General features: G+C 52.6%; 12 protein-coding genes. 10 read left to right on the top strand and 2 right to left on the bottom strand.

Annotated elements, in window-relative coordinates:
- Positions 1-271 precede the first annotated feature (271 nt).
- Positions 272-1,585: a sodium:proton antiporter NhaD gene (nhaD, locus tag HPS57_RS06745; RefSeq protein ID WP_172181467.1), complete on the bottom strand. Its 1,314-nt coding sequence runs from the start codon at positions 1,583-1,585 to the stop codon at positions 272-274.
- Positions 1,586-1,755: 170 nt separating this feature from the next.
- Here nhaD and HPS57_RS06750 point away from each other — a divergent pair, with 170 nt between their 5' ends.
- The 9 genes from HPS57_RS06750 to HPS57_RS06790 all read left to right on the top strand — a co-directional run bounded on the left by HPS57_RS06750 (position 1,756) and on the right by HPS57_RS06790 (position 14,951).
- Positions 1,756-2,031 carry a hypothetical protein gene (locus HPS57_RS06750; RefSeq protein ID WP_172181469.1) on the top strand — a complete coding sequence of 92 codons (276 nt, stop codon included), beginning with the start codon at positions 1,756-1,758 and terminating at the stop codon, positions 2,029-2,031.
- Complete coding sequence (locus HPS57_RS06755; RefSeq protein WP_172181471.1) at positions 2,028-2,453, top strand: type II toxin-antitoxin system VapC family toxin; 426 nt, start codon at positions 2,028-2,030, stop codon at positions 2,451-2,453. The genes HPS57_RS06750 and HPS57_RS06755 overlap by 4 nt, the downstream gene beginning before the upstream one ends.
- Before the next feature lie 303 nt (positions 2,454-2,756).
- The gene (locus HPS57_RS06760) at positions 2,757-4,250 is read left to right on the top strand and encodes a rhamnulokinase (protein ID WP_172181473.1); all 1,494 of its coding nucleotides are present in this window, start codon (positions 2,757-2,759) and stop codon (positions 4,248-4,250) included.
- Positions 4,251-4,444: 194 nt separating this feature from the next.
- The gene (locus tag HPS57_RS06765; protein ID WP_172181475.1) at positions 4,445-5,701 is read left to right on the top strand and encodes an L-rhamnose isomerase; all 1,257 of its coding nucleotides are present in this window, start codon (positions 4,445-4,447) and stop codon (positions 5,699-5,701) included.
- A gap of 6 nt (positions 5,702-5,707) precedes the next feature.
- Entirely contained in the window at positions 5,708-7,054 is a 1,347-nt protein-coding gene (locus HPS57_RS06770; RefSeq protein ID WP_172181477.1) for an MFS transporter, read from the top strand.
- 113 nt (positions 7,055-7,167) lie between these two features.
- Entirely contained in the window at positions 7,168-7,989 is an 822-nt protein-coding gene (rhaD, locus tag HPS57_RS06775) for a rhamnulose-1-phosphate aldolase (RefSeq protein ID WP_172181479.1), read from the top strand.
- 172 nt (positions 7,990-8,161) lie between these two features.
- Positions 8,162-11,017, top strand: coding sequence for a DUF8487 domain-containing protein (locus HPS57_RS06780; protein WP_172181481.1), 2,856 nt, complete (start codon positions 8,162-8,164; stop codon positions 11,015-11,017).
- Between the two features lie 647 nt (positions 11,018-11,664).
- Positions 11,665-14,313, top strand: coding sequence for a DNA mismatch repair protein MutS (mutS, locus tag HPS57_RS06785; RefSeq protein ID WP_172181483.1), 2,649 nt, complete (start codon positions 11,665-11,667; stop codon positions 14,311-14,313).
- 53 nt (positions 14,314-14,366) lie between these two features.
- On the top strand, positions 14,367-14,951 hold the full coding sequence (locus tag HPS57_RS06790; protein WP_172181485.1) for a DNA-3-methyladenine glycosylase I: 585 nt from the start codon (positions 14,367-14,369) through the stop codon (positions 14,949-14,951).
- A gap of 124 nt (positions 14,952-15,075) precedes the next feature.
- Here the strand turns inward: HPS57_RS06790 and HPS57_RS06795 are convergent, their stop codons facing one another.
- Entirely contained in the window at positions 15,076-17,814 is a 2,739-nt protein-coding gene (locus HPS57_RS06795; protein ID WP_172181487.1) for a hybrid sensor histidine kinase/response regulator transcription factor, read from the bottom strand.
- A 200-nt stretch (positions 17,815-18,014) separates the two neighbouring features.
- Here HPS57_RS06795 and HPS57_RS06800 point away from each other — a divergent pair, with 200 nt between their 5' ends.
- Positions 18,015-19,820: a glycoside hydrolase family 32 protein gene (locus HPS57_RS06800; protein ID WP_253946491.1), complete on the top strand. Its 1,806-nt coding sequence runs from the start codon at positions 18,015-18,017 to the stop codon at positions 19,818-19,820.
- The last annotated feature ends 40 nt before the right edge of the window (positions 19,821-19,860 follow it).

Here is a 19,860-nt window from a genome sequence, read left to right on the forward strand (position 1 = left end):
GACATGCCGCAAAGTGTTACCTTTCACCCGGCGGAAGGTAGCCTTTCACCATGCAAAAGATAACGGTTGACCGTGCAAAAAGTAACACTTTATGACTGGTCCAGACATGAGCCGGAGGATTTCATGTCAAAGACAGGCCTTCATAATCCTCTTAATCCGCATAAATCCTCATGAGAAAGAACAATATACCCATGAGGATTTATGCGGATTAAGGAGGATTGAAGCATGTGGAAAGGTGCTTGTCACCTAATTTATATATGACCATGTTATATCAAAAGATGTATGCCTTCTCCACCCAGTAGCAGAGGATGCCGGCAAGGTAGCCCACGAAGGCTATCCATGTGACGTTCTTCATGTACCAGCCGAAGCTGATGCGCTCGAGTCCCATGACCACCACGCCGGCGGCAGAGCCGATGATGAGCATTGAGCCGCCCACACCGGCGCAGTAGGCGAGAAGCTGCCAGAAGACTCCGTCGACGCCGAAGGCTCCGCCGGCAGGGTCGATGGCGTACATCTTCATGGCACCTGCCACGAGAGGCACATTGTCGACGATGGAGGAGAGGACGCCGATGGCTCCGGTGACAAGGTAGTGGTTGCCGATGGTCTCGTCAAGCCATTGTCCGAGGGCTGTGAGCACGCCTATCTCGGAGAGTGTGGCAACGGCCATGAGGATGCCGAGGAAGAAGAGTATCGTGGCGATGTCGATGCGTGTGAGGAGCTGTGTCACGCGCTTTGCCATCGGGTCGTGCTCGTCACGCTTGCGGTAGATGACTTCGGTCACGCTCCAGAGGATGCCCAGCACGCCGAGGATGCCCATGAAGGCTGGTAGCTCGGTGATGGTGTGGAACACCGGCACGCAGCACAAGCCGCCGACGCCGAGGGCGAAGATGAGCATGCGCTGCTTCTTGGTGACAATGGAGATGCTCTGCTCGCGCTCGTCGGGGACAGTGGCAGGGAGGTTGCCCTTGAGGTGCATCTGCATCACTGCCGTAGGGATGATGAAGGCGACGAAGGAGGGTACGATTATTTCGGAGATGACTCCGAGGGCTGTGATCATCTTGCCGTTCCAGAGCATGATGGTTGTCACGTCGCCGATAGGGGAGAATGCTCCGCCGGCGTTGGCTGCGATGATCACGCAGACGGCGTACCACATGCGGTCCTGCTTGTCGGCGACGAGTTTGCGGAGAATCATGATCATCACGATGGACGTGGTGAGGTTGTCGAGGACGGCGGAGAGGATGGCTGTCATGAAGGCTATCTTCCAGAGAAGCGAGCGCTTTGTCCTTGAGGCGAGTGCGGAGCGCACCCAGTTGAATCCGCCGTGCTGGTCGACAATCTCCACGATGGTCATCGCGCCCATGAGGAAGAAGAGTGTGGTGCCTGCCTCGCCGAGATTGCGTTCGATGGCCTCACCGAGTTCAAAATGAGGAAGATTGAGTCCGTCGTGTCCGAGGGCGAGGAGGGTCCAGCAGACGACGCACATGAGTACGGCTATCGCCGCCTTGTTGATTTTCGTGACAGCCTCGAAGGCTATGAACAGATAGCCTATGCAGAATGCTGTCACAATGATAGTGACTGTTGACATTTGTTAGTTTTTGGTTTTGTTTTTAGTGTTAGATTAATCGGCTGCAAATTTAATCAAATAAATTCATTTATGTGTAAGAAATGTGGAAAAAAAACGGAATAACAGAAAAATATTTGGCAGATACAATAAAAATCACTATATTTGCCATGGGAATCAAAAACATTTTCATTATGAATACTGCAACAACATCTCAGGCACTTACGCAAGTCTATTGGCCTATGCTTGCAAACCTTAGTGACAAAATCAAGGTTGCATTGGCAAAACGATTGCTCGACAGCGTAAACTTTGATGGCATGGCAGCCACGGATAAAGCAGAAGAAAACAAGAAAACTCAGGCCATGCTGGACAAGTTTGCCGGCTGCTGGACGGACGAACGCTCGTCCGACGAAATCATAGCTTCAATACGCGAGGCACGCTCATCAATACGCGAACCATTGAAATTATGACCATGAAATATCTGCTTGACTCCAACATCATCATTCACTTGTTCCGAGACGCCTTTGGAGTGAGAGGGAAAATCCAAGAAGCAGGATGGGACAACTGTTGCATTTCCCAAATAACACAAATTGAGCTTCTCTATGGTGCAGAACTTAGTGCCAACCGAGAAAAGAACTATTCACAAGTGTCTGATTTCCTGTCAAGTATTCATATCGTACCTATTGATGGTGCAATACCATTGTTTTGCCAGCAGAAAGCTATGTTGAAAAAATGCGGCACCATGATAGATGATTTTGATTTACTCATAGCCACCACTGCTGTTGCCAACAATTTTGTCATGGTGACAGAAAATGTCAAGCACTTTTCAAAAGTGGATGGCATAACAATTGAAAATTGGGTATGCAGACAACCATTTGCACAAAAGGGATAAGTTGCCATTGCCACAGGTTTGTCGGCAGAAGACATAAAGCGACTGCTGGACGCATAACACTGGCAATAAACTTTATAGATGGTGGTATGTTTCTATTGGAAAACCAATAGTGACATATCACCTTTTTCATGTATTGCCAGAGAAAACATTTGTAACTTTGTACAAAACGAATGTAACTTTGTGCAAAAAAGAAAAAAAACTTGAAAAAACTTTCATAATTGACATAAAATAATTATCTTTGCAAGGAGAAACATCTGCCTTCCAAGGCATAATCTTTATAAAGCAACAACCACACTGACTGACATGGAAAACAACAAGAACTTCTTCGCCGTAGACCTCGGCGCGACAAGCGGAAGAACAATCATCGGAAACATAAAGGACGGAAAAGTCATTCTCGAGGAGGTGACACGATTCCCTAACAATCTCATACAGACCCACGGACAGTTCTATTGGGACATCTATGCCCTCTACAACGAGGTGATCCGCGGACTGAAGGAGGTGGCGAAGCGCGGACTGGAGATCACAAGTATCGGCATCGACACATGGGGCGTGGACTTCGTGTTCATCGGCGAGGACGGACAAATCCTGCGCAACCCGAGGGCTTACCGCGACCCGCACACATTCTCCGCTATGGAGGATTATCTGAAGAACGTGAAGTCCAAGAAGGAGCTTTATGACGTGACGGGCATACAGCTCATGAACTTCAACTCCATCTTCCAGCTTTATGCGATGCGCCGCGCGGAGAACGCTGCACTGGAGAACGCTGCGAAGATTCTCTTCGTGCCGGACGCTCTCTCATGGATGCTCACAGGCAACGATGTATGCGAATATACCATAGCTTCCACCGGTGAACTGCTTGACCCTCGCACGGGACAGCTTGACGAGGAGCTCCTCGCAACACTCGGTCTGTCACGCTCGAAGTTCGGCAAGATGGTGCAGCCGGGCACACTCATCGGCACTCTGACCGACGAGGTGCAGGAGATGACAGGTCTCGGCGCTGTGCCTGTCTATGCCGTGGCAGGTCATGACACAGGCTCTGCCGTGGCTGCCGTGCCTGCCAAGGACGAGGAGTTTGCTTACCTCTCTTCCGGCACATGGTCGCTGATGGGCATCGAGACAAAGGACTGCATCATCAATGACAAGTCGTATGAACTGAACTTCACCAACGAAGGTGGCATAGAGGGCACTACACGCTTCCTGAAGAACATCTGCGGCATGTGGCTTCTCGAGCGCTGTCGCAAGGAGTGGGGCGACTCTGTACCAAGCGACTACCCTACCCTCTTCGGCAATGCCATGAAGGTTCAGGGATTCCAGAGCATAATAAACCCTGACGACAAGATGTTTGCCAACCCTGTCAACATGGAGGAGGCTATAAAGGAGTACTGCCGCATGACGGGCCAGCACGTGCCGGAAGGCTATGCCGAGGTCATCCGCTGCATATTCGACTCGCTTGCCCTGCGCTACCGCCAGGTGTTCACATGGCTGAAGGAGTTCGCATCGTTTGACATCACAACGCTGCACATCATCGGCGGCGGCTCAAAGAACGACTACCTGAACCAGTTCACTGCCAACGCCACCGGTGTCACTGTCCTTGCAGGCCCGCAGGAGGGAACGGCTCTCGGCAACATCATGGTGCAGGCGAAGGCTGTCGGCATGGTGAAGGACATTTGGGAGATGAGGAAGATCATCGCCAACTCTCTCGAACTCATAGAGTATCATCCGAAGGACGAGGAACTGTGGGACGAGAACTACAACAAGTTCCTCGGCATCTGCAACAAGATGGAGGAAAAGAGATAAAAAGCAACCTGACAGCATTGTCAGTCTTAACAGTCAGGTCAATATTGTCAGTTGCGTCAGTACTGACAGTATTGTCAAAACCGGTCAGTACTGTCAATCTTGTCATAATTGACAATACTGCCACCACTGGCATTACTGACCAAAACCACCAAACAAAATTAAATCAATAACCAAATAACAACTAACAAAAGAAAATGAAAGCAGAACTTATTTCCAAGGCTTACGAAATCGCGAAAGAACGTTACGCTGAAATAGGCGTCGACACAGAGAAAGTACTCAAGCAGTTGCAGGACTTCCACCTCTCACTCCACTGCTGGCAGGCAGACGATGTGAACGGTTTCGAGGTCAAGGAAGAGACAGAGCTCGGCTCTGGTCTCGCAGTGACAGGCAACTGCCCTGGCGCAGCACGCAACATCGACGAAGTGCGTCAGGACATCCTCAAGGCTAAGTCACTCATCCCTGGCAACCACCGCCTTAACCTCCACGAAATCTATGGCGATTTCAAGGGCAAGGCTGTTGACCGCGACGAAGTTACCGTTGAGCACTTCCAGTCATGGATCGACTGGGGCAAGGAGAACAACACCCTCCTCGACTTCAACTCCTCTTCTTTCGGCCACCCACGCTCCGGCTCACTCACTCTCGCCAACCCTGACGAAGGCACACGCCAGTTCTGGATCGAGCACACAAAGCGCTGCCGTGACATCGCCAACGCTATGGGTGAGGCACAGGGCGACCCATGTATCATGAACCTCTGGGTGCACGACGGCTGCAAGGACGTGTCCGTCAACCACGCTCTCTACCGCAACCTCCTGAAGCAGTCACTCGACACTATCTTCGAGAAGGAGCAGCCAATGATGAAGGACTGCATCGAAGGCAAAGTGTTCGGTATGGGTCTTGAGTCATTCACAGTAGGCTCTCACGACTTCTACACAGCTTACGCTGCACAGAAGGGCAAGCTCCTCACCATCGACACAGGCCACTATCATCCGACAGAATCTCCTGCCGACAAGGTTTCTGCCGTCCTTCCTTATCTCCCTGAGCTCATGCTCCACGTGTCACGCCCTGTACGTTGGGACTCTGACCACGTTACTATCATGGACGACACAACTCAGGAGCTCTTCTTCGAGATTGTACGCGCAGGCGCTCTCGACCGTGTACACTACGGACTGGACTTCTTCGACGGCTCTATCAACCGCCTCGGCGCATACGTCATCGGCTCTCGCGCAGCACAGAAGTGCATGCTCCGCGCACTCCTCGAGCCGACAGAGACAATCAGCAAACTGGAGCTTGCAGGCGAAGGCTACAAGGTTCTCGCTCTCCTCGAGGAGCAGAAGGCTATGCCATGGCAGGCAGTCTACGACGAGTTCTGTGTACGCAACGATGTCCCTGTAGGTCAGGACTTTATGCTTGACATCGACAAGTACGCTGCTGAAGTGACAAGCAAAAGATAAACAGCCATGGAAGGAAAAGACAACAGTCTGAAAAGCACCATAGCTGTCTCCCTTAACAACTATCTTGACGCCGGCGCAATCGTTGCCGGCGCAAGTGGTTTGTCGCTATGGCAGAAGTATCTCGGACTCTCGGAGGTTGACCTCGGATGGCTCAACTTCATCTCTGCCAACTGTCTCGGAGCAGCTGTGGGCGCAATCATCGGCGGCTTCCTTGCCGACAAGTATGGCAGAAAGTTCATCTTTACTTATAACCTCCTGGTATACATGCTGGGCGTACTGCTCGTGATGTTCTCGGTCAATTTCCCTATGCTCCTTGCAGGCTTCCTCCTGACAGGCATCTCTGTCGGTGTCGGCGTACCTGCATCATGGACATACATCTCTGAGAGTTCGGAGAACAACAACCGTGGCAGGAACATCTGCATCTCGCAGATGTCATGGGGCGTGGGACCGTTCTTCATCCTGCTCTTCGGCATGCTCTTCGCACCGGGCGGCACACTGTTCTCCTACGTTGAGTCGATAGCCGCAATGTTCGGTGTGACAGACGTCACGGAGGCTGTCAACGTGTTCAGTTCGCGCGTGGTCTTCTTCACACTGTTCGTCATAGCCTTTATAGCATGGAACCTTCAGCGACAGCTCGAGGAAAGCTCTGAATTCAAGGCGAACAAGGAGGCTGCCAAGGCAAAGGGCGAGGACACCGGCATGATTCATTCCTTCAAGGTCTTGTTCTCCAACAAGGTTGCCGTGAAGACCGTCGCATTCCTTGCGGGCATCTACCTCACATGGAACCTTGTGGCGTCAGTAATGGGATTCTTCCAGCCACACATCTATGAGACTGCCGGCGGCGTGAGCAACGAGACATCGCAGATGATGAACTGCATACAGTGGGCAGTAATCGTCTTTGTCGGCTGGCTGACATCACTCGTCATCGACAAGATGAGCCACAAACTCATCTATGTCTTCGGACTCCTCGTGGCGATAGCGGCATGGATTCTCATCGTGGGAATCGGTGTCAACGGCCCTGCAGGACTGTGGACATTCTGCATACTCTGGGGCATTCAGGGCGGTTGCTCTGTGCAGGTGTTCTACGCTCTTTGGGGCTCGGAACTGTTCCCTGCAAAGTTCCGCGCGGGAGCACAAGGCCTTATGTTCTTCATCGTCCGCGGACTGTCGGCAGTATGGGGCATCATCTTCACCCTCATCTACGGTGAGCACGGCGAAGGCTTCACCATTGCCGCTTACTGCATGATAGCACTCCTCGTGGTATCGCTTATCGTGGGCATCCTCGGCGCACCGAACACTCGCTGCAAACCGCTTGAAGAGATAACAAAAGAACGCTACGGCGATAATTATTAATTAAGGTCAGTACTGTCAGTTTTGACAGTTGTGTCAATAATGACAATCACGACAATATTGACAGTACTGACACAATTGACAATACTGTCAGAAAAAACAAAACCAACAACCCAATGAAATCAATATTAGACAACCGTCCGGGACTCAAGGCTGTCATCGACCAAGTCGCTGAAGTCACCGGCTACCTCTGGCAGAAAGGCTGGGCAGAGCGCAACGGCGGAAACATCACAGTGAACATCACAGAGTTCGTTGACGACGAGATAAAGGCACTCCCTGCCATCGCCCCTGTAAAGCAAATCGGCAAGGTTCTCCCTAACCTCAAAGGCAAGTACTTCTACGCAAAAGGCACAGGAAAGCGCATGCGCGACCTCGCACGCTTCCCAATGGAGAACGGCTCTATCATACGCATCTGTGACGACTGCGCATCCTACGAAATCATCGCCGACGAGCCTGTCGCACCAACATCCGAGCTCCCTTCACACCTCGCCCTGCAGGACTATCTCCTCGCTTCCGGCAGCTGCTACAAGGCAACGCTCCACACCCACCCTATCGAACTTGTGGCCATGTCCCACATCAAGCGCTTCCTTAAGGGCAACGAGATGACAAAGGTGCTCTGGTCAATGATTCCTGAGACCCTCGCCTTCGCACCACTCGGCATCGGTATCGTACCTTACGCTATGCCGGGCTCAATAGAACTCGCTGACGCCACTCTCGAGCAGATAAAGAAGCACGACGTGGTCATGTGGGAGAAGCACGGCACAGTGGCTGTAGGCGTTGACATCATGGACGCTTTCGACCAGACCGACGTACTCTGCAAGGCAGCTAATATATATATGTGTGCAAAGTCAATGGGCTCCGAGCCTGACGGCATGACAGACCAAGAGATGAAGGACATCCAAGAGACCTTCAACCTCCCAACTTCACGCCCTTGCTAAATAAATGAAAAAGAATCCCTCCTGCCACCGGTGACAGGAGGGATTCTTCAGTTTTGACAGTGACTGCAATAACATCAGTATTGTCAGTACTGTCAGTATTGACACAATTGTCTGTATTGTCGGTATTGACACAACTGACAGTACTGACAATACTGACCAAAAAAAAACACCAATGCGCAAACTACTCACAATCCTCGCCACAGCACTCAGCCTGTCAACCATGGCGCAGAGAATCAGCCTCTCCGGAGAATGGCAGTTCTCTGCGGGCGACAAACCTCACTATTCCGACCACATAAAGCTGCCGGGCTCCATGCTCACAAACGGCAAAGGCAATAAAGTGAACATCAACACTCCGTGGGTCAGCAGCCTTTACGACTCGTCCTACTACTTCAACCCTTACATGAAGAAATACCACGTCGAGGAGAACATCAAGTTCCCATTCTTCCTCACACCTGCCACACACTATGTCGGCAACGCGTGGTACAAAAAGACCGTCGACATCCCTTCCTCATGGAAGAAGCACCGCATAACACTCTTCATCGAACGGCCACACATAGAAACCAACGTCTTCGTCAACGGAAAAGCTGCCGGACGCGACTCCTCACTCAGCGTGCCGCATGAGTTTGACATCACACCGCTCATACTCGCCGGACGCAAGAACACCATCGAAGTGAAGATTTACAACGGCATAGAAAACGTATGCGTCGGACAGGACTCCCACAGCGTCACCGACCAGACACAAGGCAACTGGAACGGCATGACGGGACGCATCGAACTCATCTGCCGCCCCATGACCTGCATCGCCGACCTGCAGGTGTTCCCTTCCGTCAGCGACATGACCGCCAATGTTGCCATAAAACTCAACGGCAAACAGGGAAAACACAAACTGGAAATAATCTGCACCGACACCGAAGGGCGCGACTCCAAACCCATAACAAAATCCTTGCGCTTCAAAGGCGACACCCTCCGCACCACAATCGCCATGGGCAGCGACGCCCGACTGTGGGATGAATTCTCGCCAAACCTCTACCGCCTGACAGCCATCCTCGACGGCAAGGACACCGTCTCCACCGTCTTCGGCATGAGGGAAATAGGCATAAAGGGCAGACAGTTCCTTGTCAACGGCAGGGAGACATGGATGCGCGGAACGGTGGAGAACTGCTGCTTCCCGCTCACAGGCTATCCGCCGACAGACGAGGAATCGTGGCTGAAAATCTTCAGGAAATGCAAGGAATACGGACTTAACCACATGCGCTTCCACTCCTATTGCCCGCCGGAGGCTGCCTTTGCCGCCGCCGACAAAGTGGGCTTCTACCTCCAGCCGGAAGGTCCGTCATGGCCCAACCACGGCGTGAAGCTCGGCAAGGGGATGACCATCGACCGCTACCTCCTCGAAGAGACACAGCGCATGGTGAAAACCTACGGCAACCACCCGTCCTTCTGCATGCTCGCAGCCGGCAACGAACCGGCAGGCGACTGGGTGAAATGGGTCGGTGACTTCGTGGACTATTGGAAAAGCACGGGCGACAAGCGGCGCGTCTACTGTGGCGCATCTGTCGGCGGAGGCTGGGCGTTTGACCCGAAGAGCGAGTACCACGTGAAGGGTGGCGCACGCGGACTTGACTGGAACCGCCACGCTCCGCAGTCCATGGACGATTTCTACCCGCAGATAACAAGTTTCCTGCAGAAAGGCCGCCAACCCATAACCTTTGAAATCAACGAACCGCTCATAGCTCATGAGCAGGGACAATGGTGCGCCTTCCCTGACCTTAACGAGACTTCACAATACACGGGAGCATACAAAGCACGCAATTTCGAGATTTTCGCCGACCTCCTCAAGGACAACAACATGGCTCCGCAGGCACAGAAATTCCTCATGGCAAGCGGAAAACTACAGACCTTGGCGTACAAATACGAAATGGAACGCAACCTCCGCACACCTGAATATGCGGGCTTCCAGCTCCTCGGACTCAACGACTACAGCGGACAGGGCACAGCCCTCGTCGGCGTGCTCAACGTCTTCTGGCGCGAGAAAGGCTACTGCACGGCGAAAGACTGGCAGGAGTTCTGCGCACCGATAGTGCCGTTGGCACGCTTCCCGAAGTTTGTCTACACCTCCGCGGACACACTCGTCGTGCCGATAGAGCTGTACAACGCCTACAAAGAACCGCTCGACAAGGCAAAGACTCTGTGGCAGATAACCTCCGAAGGGCGCACCGTTGCAAAGGCAGAAACATCACAAGGCATTATCCCTTTGGGCAAAAACCACAGTCTCGGCACTGCCATGATGAACCTCGCAACGGTCGACAAACCGGCGAAATTCACACTCTCCGTGACCGTCTCTTCCACAAATGCCGCCCCTGCCACCAACCATTGGGATTTCTGGGTGTACCCTAAGCACATCGACATGCCGTCCGCCAAGGACATCCACATCACCGACACACTGGACAACCGTGCGCTGAAAGTCCTCGAACGTGGCGGCAGCGTGCTCATCGAAGCAGCCGGAAAAGTGCGCTACGGCAGCGATGTGAAGCAGACCTACCTGCCTGTCTTCTGGAACACAAGCTGGTTCAAGATGCGCCCTCCGCACACCACCGGAGCGACCATCGCCACCGACCACCCACTGTTCCGACATTTCCCTACCGACAACTGGACAAACCTCAACTGGTGGGAACTCGTCAACAAGGCGCAGGTGATGAACCTCTCCCGTTTCCCTGCCTCCTACAACTCCCCCATACAGCCCGTCGACACATGGCACATAAGCCGCAAACTCGGCATGCTCATCGAGGCACGTATGCTCAACGGCAAAGTCCTCATGACCACCATTGACATCTCCTCCGACCTTGACCGCCGCCCCGTAGCACGCCAGATGCGCAAAGCCATCCTCGACTACATGCTCTCCGACAGTTTCGCTCCGCAGATGACACTCTCCCCTGCCCTCATCACCTCCCTCTTCGAGACAGAAGCCCCACCGGTCAACATGTTCACCAAAGGCACTCCCGACGAGCTGAAGCCGAAACTGAAATAGTCTTTCAACATAAAAAAAGCATTACCTTTCACCATGTCATTCGTTACCTTTTGATTGGTGAAAGGTAATGTTTTTCTATGCTGTTGGTAACCTTTTGCAGCATGGGATGTGTGGAAAAGTCACGAAAAAGTGTGGAAAAGCGTGTATAAATGGTGGAAAACATGCGAAAAACGATGTGGAAAAGGCGTGGGTTATCAACAGCGGCTTTTCTTTCAAAAGGATGGAACGGGGATGTGTGGATAACTTGCGGAGTTTTGATTGTACTTTCCACAAGTTATTATCAACGGGGTGGTGAAGCGTAAAGTGCTAAGGATGAGGAGAGAATAATGGAAGGAGAGATGGTTTTCCACAGTTTCCACAGGATATAATAATCATCATAGTATTCTTTTTAAAATAATAAAAGGAATATATTATTATTGATGGTTGGCATCGCCGGCCGTCAACGTCAGTATTGTCAATTGTGGCAGTACTGGCAGTTTTGTCAAGTCGGTCAATATTGTCAGTACTGACACAATTGACAGTACTGTCGGAAAAAACTTCCCCAAAAATTTGGAATTCTTTGTGAAAAGCATTAACTTTGCAGAAGCACGAAAAGCGTGCGTTTCCAATGTATAACCTTTGTTTATAATAAAAAAACTACAATATTTATGGCAAAAAAAGCGGATGAGCTGACCCCTATGATGAGACAGTTCCGCGAGTTGAAGAGCAAGCATCCTGATGCGCTGCTCCTGTTCCGTTGCGGTGATTTCTACGAGACATACTGCGAGGATGCGGAGATAGCTTCAAAGATTCTCCACATGACCCTCACACACCGAAACAAGGGGGCGGCACAGGGTGAGGCGATGGCGGGATTCCCGTACCACGCCCTCGACACTCATCTGCCGAAACTCATCCGCGCCGGACAGCGCGTTGCCATCTGCGACCAACTGGAGGACCCGAAGAAGACGAAGACGCTTGTCAAGCGAGGCATCACGGAACTTGTCACTCCGGGTGTGGCGATGCAGGACAATGTGCTCGAGAACAAGGAGAACAATTTCCTCTGCGCCGTCCACCTCGGACGCGGTGCGGTGGGCATAGCGTTCCTCGACATCTCCACCGGCGAGTTCCTCTGCGGCGAAGGGTCTTATGACTATGCCATAAAAGCCATTGATAATTTCCAGCCCAAGGAGGTGCTTCTCGAACGCCGGCGCCGCAACGAGTTCTTCTCGCGCTTCCCGGCAAGGCTCTGCACATACGAGCTTGACGACTGGGCGTTTGCCGAGGAGACGGCGGAAAAGGGGCTCTGCGACCATTTCGCCGTGAAGAGCCTCAAGGGCTTCGGCATCGACCACCTGAAGAACGGCATTGCGGCGGCAGGGGCGATAATGAACTATCTGGAGTTCACGGAGCATAAGATGTTAGGTCACATAACAAGCATCAGCCGCCTCGACACCGACAATTATGTGCGCCTTGACACGTTCACCGTGCGCTCCCTCGAACTCCTGCAGCCTATGACCGAAGGCGGCGCATCGCTCCTCGGCATCATCGACAACACAGCCACGGCGATGGGCGGCAGACTGCTGCGCCGCTGGCTGCTGTTCCCATTGAAGGATGTGGCGAAGATTGTGGAAAGGCAGAACGTCGTGGAGCATTTCTTCCGCGCCACAGACCTGCGCAACACTGTCTCCGAACAGCTGCAAAGCATTGCCGACCTTGAGCGCATAACGGCGAAAATCTCCACTTTCCGTGTCAATCCGCGCGAGCTGCGCTCCCTTGCCGAGGCACTCAGGGCGGTGGAGGTGCTGCGCACGGAATGCCTTGCCTGCGAAAACAATGACCTCATTGCCCTTGCCCGGGAGCTTGATCCTTGCGAGGAGATGAGGGACAGGATACTGCGCGAGATAAATCCTGAGACACCCGTCCAGATTTCCAAAGGCAATGTCATCGGCGACGGCGTGGATGAGGAGCTTGACGACCTGCGCCTTCTCCACCGCGACAGCAAGGACTATCTGCTGAAACTGCAGGCGGAGGAAGCCGAGAAGACGGGCATCCTGTCGCTGAAGGTTGGTTTCAACAATGTCTTCGGCTATTATCTTGAAGTACGCAACACGTACCGCGACAATGTCCCCGAGACATGGGTCAGGAAGCAGACACTCGCTCAGGCGGAGCGGTACATAACTCCCGAATTGAAGGCTTATGAGGAGAAAATCCTCAATGCCGAGACGCGCATTGCCGAAATAGAGCAGCGCGTCTACGACCGCCTGCTGCGCGACTGCCAGCGGATTGTGGTAAGGATACAGCGCGACGCTGCCCTTGTGGCACGCCTTGACTGCCTCCTGTCGTTCGCCCTTGTCTCCCTGCACAGGAAATACAACCGCCCTGTCATCAACGACACGACCGCCCTGACCATAAAGGCAGGCCGCCACCCTGTCATTGAGGCGCGCATGGATTATGGCGAAGAATATATCCCGAACGACATACATCTTGACACGGAGAGCCGGCAGATAATGATGATAACGGGCCCTAATATGGCAGGAAAGTCTGCTCTGCTGCGTCAGACGGCGCTCATCACACTATTGGCGCAGACGGGCTGCTTTGTGCCGGCAGAGAGCGCGGAAATAGGCATTGTGGACAAAGTGTTCACGCGTGTGGGTGCTTCGGACAACATCGCCGCGGGTGAGTCTACTTTCATGGTGGAGATGACCGAGGCATCGAACATACTGAACAACATCACGGCGCGCTCCCTTGTCATCTTCGACGAACTCGGGCGCGGCACAAGCACCTACGATGGCATTTCCATAGCGTGGGCGATTGTGGAGTATCTCCACGGCAGCAGCGACAGACCGTCAGCGGCGCATCCGCGCACGCTCTTCGCCACGCACTACCATGAGCTGAACGAAATGGCGGAGCGTTTCCCGAGGATACACAACTTCAACATCTCCGTGGCGGAGGAAAAGGGCAAGGTGGTGTTCCTCCGCAAGCTCGTGCCGGGCGGTTCGGAGCATTCCTTCGGTATTCATGTCGCCGAAATCGCCGGTATGCCGCCGGAGATTGTGCGCCGTGCGAACATTATCCTGAAGGAACTGGAGGAGAAAGGCAGCGGCGCTCGCAGTTCGCTGACAGCATCGGAACCTGCCGTTGTCTCGGAAGGGCAGCCGGAGAGGAGGGGCACTGCCCCTGAACTGTCGTTCTTCCGATTGGAGGACCCTGTCTTGGAGCAGATAAGGGACGCACTCCTCTCGCTTGATGTCGACAACCTCACTCCTATCCAGGCTCTTAACAAGCTGAATGAGATAAAAGGAATATTGGGAAACTGATGCCTTTACAGGCAGGAGATGTTCATATCGCAAAACGATAATCTTCGGAACTTATGCAAGACTTGGTAAACGGACGATGCGGATGGTGTGGCACCGATGAGCTTTACACGGCATATCACGACAATGAATGGGGAAAATTGGTGACGGACGACAAGACCCTGTTCGAGTTCCTCCTGCTGGAAAGTGCCCAGGCCGGACTGAGCTGGATAACAATCCTGAGAAAGCGTGAGGGCTATCGTGCCGCTTTCCATGGTTTCAATGCCGATGCTGTGGCACGGATGGACGAGGAGGACATCGAACGCCTGATGCATTTTGAAGGGATTGTAAGGAACAGGCTGAAGATAAAATCAGCCATCGTGAATGCAAGATTATTCCTCACGGTGCAAGAGGAATATGGCAGTTTCTTCAACTACATCCTGTCGTTCTTCCCTGACAGGCAGCCGATTACCAACAATTTCCGTTCGTTGGTCGAGGTGCCTGCGTCCTCTCCCGAATCCAATGCGATAAGCAAGGACATGAGGAAGCGCGGCTTCAAGTTCTTCGGGACGACCATCTGCTATGCTTTCCTGCAAGCCACCGGTTTTGTGAACGACCATCTGACGGACTGCATGTGCAGGAGGGGCGTTGCTGGAAAATAAAAAAATTGCTCTAAGAACGCAAAGAAACAAAAGAATTTTTTCCTTATGACATTATTCTGAAAAGGAGATTCTTTTGTTTCTTTGCGTTCTTAGAGCAATATCATTGTAAGGACATTGCACACGTTCATTTCATCCGCGAGGTGCGCTGCTGAGTGTCGGAAGGGGATTCATCGAACTGCTCGCGGTAGCATTTGGTGAAGTAGCTCGGGGAGGAGAATCCGACGGCGTAGCAGACTTCGGAGATTGTCAGACGGGTGGATTTGAGCATCCTCTCTGCCTTGCGCAGGCGGATGATTTTCAGGAGCTCTGTAGGGGAATAGTTGGTGAGAGCCTTTATCTTACGGTAGAGTTGCACACGGCTGAGCCCTATCTTCGCGCCGAGTTCCTCTACGGTGAGGTCGCTGTTGCCGAGTTCCGACTCCACAACCTCCACGAAACGGCGGTAGAACTCGTCGTCGATGTCACTCTGCGGCAGGAGGTTACTGTCAGGTTTGGTGAGCTTGGGAGCTGGTTTTTCCTTGTCCTCTGTCACTTGCGGGCTTATCCTTCGGCGGTTGAGAATCAGGGATTCGCATCTTGCCGTGAGGACGCGTGAGTTGAACGGTTTGGAGAGGTAAGCATCGGCACCGCATTCGTAGCCTGCCACGCGCTGCTCGTCAAGGGCGCAGGCGGTGAGCAGAAGCACCGGAATGTGGGATGTCGTGACCTCGTTCTTCAGGTGTCGGCATGTCTCGAGGCCGTCTATTCCCGGCATCATCACGTCACAGATGATTATGTCGGGGATGTAGCGTGATGCCATGCGTATGCCCTGTGCACCGTTTGATGCCTGCAGGACATTATATTTGTCGCAAAGCAGTCCGTAGACCAGTGTGCGGATGTCGGCGTTGTCGTCGATGACAAGTGCTGTCGGTCTGCCGTCCGCCTCTTCCTGTTCTGGCTCGGGAGCTTCGATGTCGGCAAGTTCCTCAGTCACGTCATCAGGACTGTTTAGGCTCTCATGGCTTGAGAGGTGCTTGTCGACATGAGTGACAGGCAGCTCGACGGTGAACACTGAGCCTTTTCCCTCCGTGCTTTCGACATCTATAGCGCCTCCGTGGAGTTCGACAAAGGATTTCGTCAGTGCCAGTCCTATGCCCGAACCGTTTGGAGTCACCTGATCGGCGCGGAAGAAACGTTCGAAAATCTGCTTCCTGTTCTCCTCGCTTATCCCCTGTCCGTTGTCGGAAACCTCTATGACGAGTTTTCCGTTCTCCATCCTCATGTCCACCGTCACGCTGCCGTTCTGCGGTGTGTACTTGAATGCGTTGGAGATGAGGTTGAAGTAAATGCGTTCCAGTTTCTCTATGTCCACCGCCATGGAATAGCTTTCCGCATCCATGATGTTCACCGTGAAACTCAGGTGCTTGCGTGCAGCAGCCTGGCGGAAGGCGTCCGACCAGTCCAGTATTGCCGCACGCATATCGGTCTCAACTGGGTTGTAGGTCATCTTGCCGTTCTCAGCTTTTCGGAAGTCGAGTATCTGGTTGATGAGTCGCATCAGGACTTTCACGTTCTTGTCCGCCAGGCGCATCATGGCAGACTGCTGAGGGGTGATGTTGTCCGCTCTGACCATCTGCGCCACAGGTTCTGCGATGAGCGTCAGCGGTGTGCGCAGGTCGTGGGAGACATTGGTGAAGAAGGTTAGTTTCGACTGTGTGGCGTCGCGCAGCTGTTCGTAGAGCGAGGTCAGGGTCTCCTGCTGCTGTTCGAGCTGCTGTTTCTGTGCCATGATTGCCGCATAATGGTGTTTTCGTGCCCAATAGTAGCGCAGCAGCATATAGAAAAGTATGGACAGCAGCACAAGAATCGCCACGACGGAGTACAGCACTGTGGTCTGTGCGGAATGCCGGCTCCAGTATTCGTCCACCTGCCCTTTCAGTGTCTTCACCTTGCGAGTCTCGTTCTGAATCTCCCGGTCAAGCATAAGCATCAGTTCGGCATTGTCTTTTGTCACTACGGTCGGTGTGGTGATGATTGTCTCTTCGTCAAACGGCTCACCGTTGACAATGGCCAATGCCTTTTTGAACAGCAGGCTGCCCTCGGTGGGATAAAGGAATGTTGCGGTTATCACACCGTCAGCTACCGCCTTCAGACCTATCGACGGTACGGCGTCCACACCTATTATCTTCATGTCCTTTATGCCATGCTTCTTTGCCGCGTCCGATGCTCCGATGGCCATACGGTCGTTATGGGCGTAGATGATGTTTGTCTCCGGATGGACGGCGAGTATGGAGTCGGCTGCGGCAAAAGCATCCTCATAGTTCCAGTTGCCGGCGGCTTTCGCCACAATCCTTGCCCTGTCGCTGTTCTCCGCCATCACTTTGTCAAACCCGCCGCCACGCTTCATGGCAGGAGTGGAGCCCGGCAGACCTGTGATTTCAAGGATGTGTAGCTCTTCATCGGGCAGCAGCAAGGCATACTGTGCCGCCTTCTCGCCGATGTCATGATTGTCCGCTCCGACAAAAGCCGAATAGCATTTTCCCTCAGCCTCACGGTCGAAGACCACGATTGGCATACCGCTGTCGTGCAGGGCTTTTATCTTGGGCGTGATGGCTTTCGCCTCGTTAGGCGATACAATGATGATGTCGAAATCGTTTTTAGCAAAATACTCCAAGTCGGCTATTTGTTTGGCATTGCTGTCATCGGCGGAGCGTATCTCGACTTCCACTTCGGGGTGGAAGATTTCCTCGCGCATGATTTCCTCGTTGAGGGTCATGCGCCAGTCGTCGGTGCTGCATTGCGACACACCGATGCGCACTTTCTTTTCCTCGGTGCATCCTGTCATAAAGAGTAGCGACAGCAACAGGTATAGGAATTGTTTCATTATAGGATTTCAGGTTATGGTTTTAGTTTATTTATGGTTCATCTGCAAAATTAATGCTTTTTGCGGAATTAGCAATGTTACAATAGTTAAAAATGATGTTACATGAAACGGAATTATCAAATAATGTATCATTTTTTATCGCCTGAATGCCGATTGATTATTAATTTTGCAGCAGAAAACTAAAACAAACAAGTACAGACATGAAAACCAAACTCGTAACATTATTCTTTATCTTAGCCACTCAAATGACATGGGGCGCAGACAAATCACTCAAATTCATGCACCCTGCACCTGACCACACACTGGTAAAGGTCAAACCTACCGGAAAGTATCTCATCCTTCCTGTAGAGGAGAACCGTCCGGACTCCAAAATCGATGTCCTGGTAAACGGAGAGAAGGTGACAACGCTCTTTGTGCGTTTGGCAGAGAACAATGTAGACTACAGTGTGCCGTTCGACCTCTCGCCCTACATGGGCAAGGGCGAGATTCTGCTCAGTATCGTCAGCCCTGTCAACAATCGCGAACACTCACGCCAGGCTACCGAGATTCTTTGTTGGAACGAGATGGCTGTCTCTGACTCCTTTGACACAAGCAACAAAGAGAAGTTCCGCCCGACATACCACCACACTCCGCTCTACGGATGGATGAACGATCCGAACGGAATGTTCTATAAGGATGGGGTGTGGCATCTCTATTACCAGTACAACCCTTATGGCTCAAAATGGCAGAACATGACATGGGGACACTCCTCTTCCACCGACCTTGTGCATTGGGAGCATCATCCGGAAGCCATACGTCCTGACGGACTGGGAACAATCTTCAGCGGCAACAGTGTCATCGACCACAACAACACCGCAGGCTTCGGCGCAGGCGAGGTGATAGCCCTCTACACTTCATGCGACAAGAGCCAGACACAGAGCCTTGCACACAGCAGCGACAACGGCATGACATTCACGAAATATCCTGGCAACCCTGTCATCGTCACCCCTAACGAGGCACGCGACCCTAATATGTTCTGGAACACCGGCATAAACAAATGGAACCTTGTGCTCGCCGGAGCCATGGACCACGAGATGCACATCTTCAGCTCACCCGACCTAAAGGAGTGGACTTACGAAAGCTCCTTCGGCAAAGGCTACGCAGCACAGGACGGAGTGTGGGAATGCCCTGACCTCTTCCAACTCGACGTGCCGGGGACAAACGAGAAGAAATGGGTGCTCCTCTGCAATCTTAACCCTGGAGGAAAGTTCGGCGGCTCGGCAACACAATATTTCATAGGTGAGTTCGATGGAAAGAAATTCACCTCCGACTACACTCCACAGGACACTCTATGGATGGACTTCGGCAAGGACCACTACGCCACAGTCACATGGAGCGACGCTCCCGAAGGACGACGCACGGCGATAGGCTGGATGAGCAACTGGCAGTATGCCAACGAGGTGCCGACAAAGCAGTTCCGCAGCGCAAACACTCTGCCGCGCGACCTCCAACTGTTCCATGACCAGAACGGAAAACTCCTCCTCGCATCCAAACCTGCCGCAGAACTCAGCAACATGCGCGGAGAGGCACGAAGCTACGGCAGATTTTCCGTGTCGAAGAAAGGCAGGTCGTTCCGTCTTCCTGACAGCAAAGGCATGGAGATAGTCATGGACTACAGCCTTAATGCCAAGTCGGATGTCTCACTGACCATCTCCAACGCCAATGGCGACAAGGTCGTTATGACCATTGATGCCAAGGACATGACCTTCACCATGGACCGCACAAAGAGCGGTGAGGTCAACTTCAGCCGCCATTTCCCTGCCGTCACCGTTGCTCCGCTCTCCAAGGACGCTCCTACGGGAACCATACGCGTCTTCATCGACTCATCGTCAATCGAGGCGTTCGACTCCGAAGGAAGGTTCGCAATGACCAACCTCGTCTTCCCTACCCAACCGTATTCCAACATAACCGTGAAGGGCAACGGAAAGGGAAAGATAAAGAAACTGAACGTATATAAAATAAAGTAGAGTTAAGGGAATATACGACAATTTGTCAATTTGTCAATTT

This window comes from Palleniella intestinalis, from assembly GCF_013166595.1.
Taxonomy (GTDB): Bacteria; Bacteroidota; Bacteroidia; order Bacteroidales; family Bacteroidaceae; genus Prevotella; species Prevotella intestinalis.

Coding starts and splice junctions, on each gene's coding strand:
- nhaD (WP_172181467.1), bottom strand. CDS start 1,585: ATGTCAACAGTCACTATCATTGTGACAGCATTCTGCATAGGCTATCTG.
- HPS57_RS06760 (WP_172181473.1), top strand. CDS start 2,757: ATGGAAAACAACAAGAACTTCTTCGCCGTAGACCTCGGCGCGACAAGC.
- HPS57_RS06765 (WP_172181475.1), top strand. CDS start 4,445: ATGAAAGCAGAACTTATTTCCAAGGCTTACGAAATCGCGAAAGAACGT.
- HPS57_RS06755 (WP_172181471.1), top strand. CDS start 2,028: ATGACCATGAAATATCTGCTTGACTCCAACATCATCATTCACTTGTTC.
- HPS57_RS06750 (WP_172181469.1), top strand. CDS start 1,756: ATGAATACTGCAACAACATCTCAGGCACTTACGCAAGTCTATTGGCCT.
- HPS57_RS06795 (WP_172181487.1), bottom strand. CDS start 17,814: ATGAAACAATTCCTATACCTGTTGCTGTCGCTACTCTTTATGACAGGA.
- rhaD (WP_172181479.1), top strand. CDS start 7,168: ATGAAATCAATATTAGACAACCGTCCGGGACTCAAGGCTGTCATCGAC.
- HPS57_RS06770 (WP_172181477.1), top strand. CDS start 5,708: ATGGAAGGAAAAGACAACAGTCTGAAAAGCACCATAGCTGTCTCCCTT.
- HPS57_RS06800 (WP_253946491.1), top strand. CDS start 18,015: ATGAAAACCAAACTCGTAACATTATTCTTTATCTTAGCCACTCAAATG.
- mutS (WP_172181483.1), top strand. CDS start 11,665: ATGGCAAAAAAAGCGGATGAGCTGACCCCTATGATGAGACAGTTCCGC.
- HPS57_RS06780 (WP_172181481.1), top strand. CDS start 8,162: ATGCGCAAACTACTCACAATCCTCGCCACAGCACTCAGCCTGTCAACC.
- HPS57_RS06790 (WP_172181485.1), top strand. CDS start 14,367: ATGCAAGACTTGGTAAACGGACGATGCGGATGGTGTGGCACCGATGAG.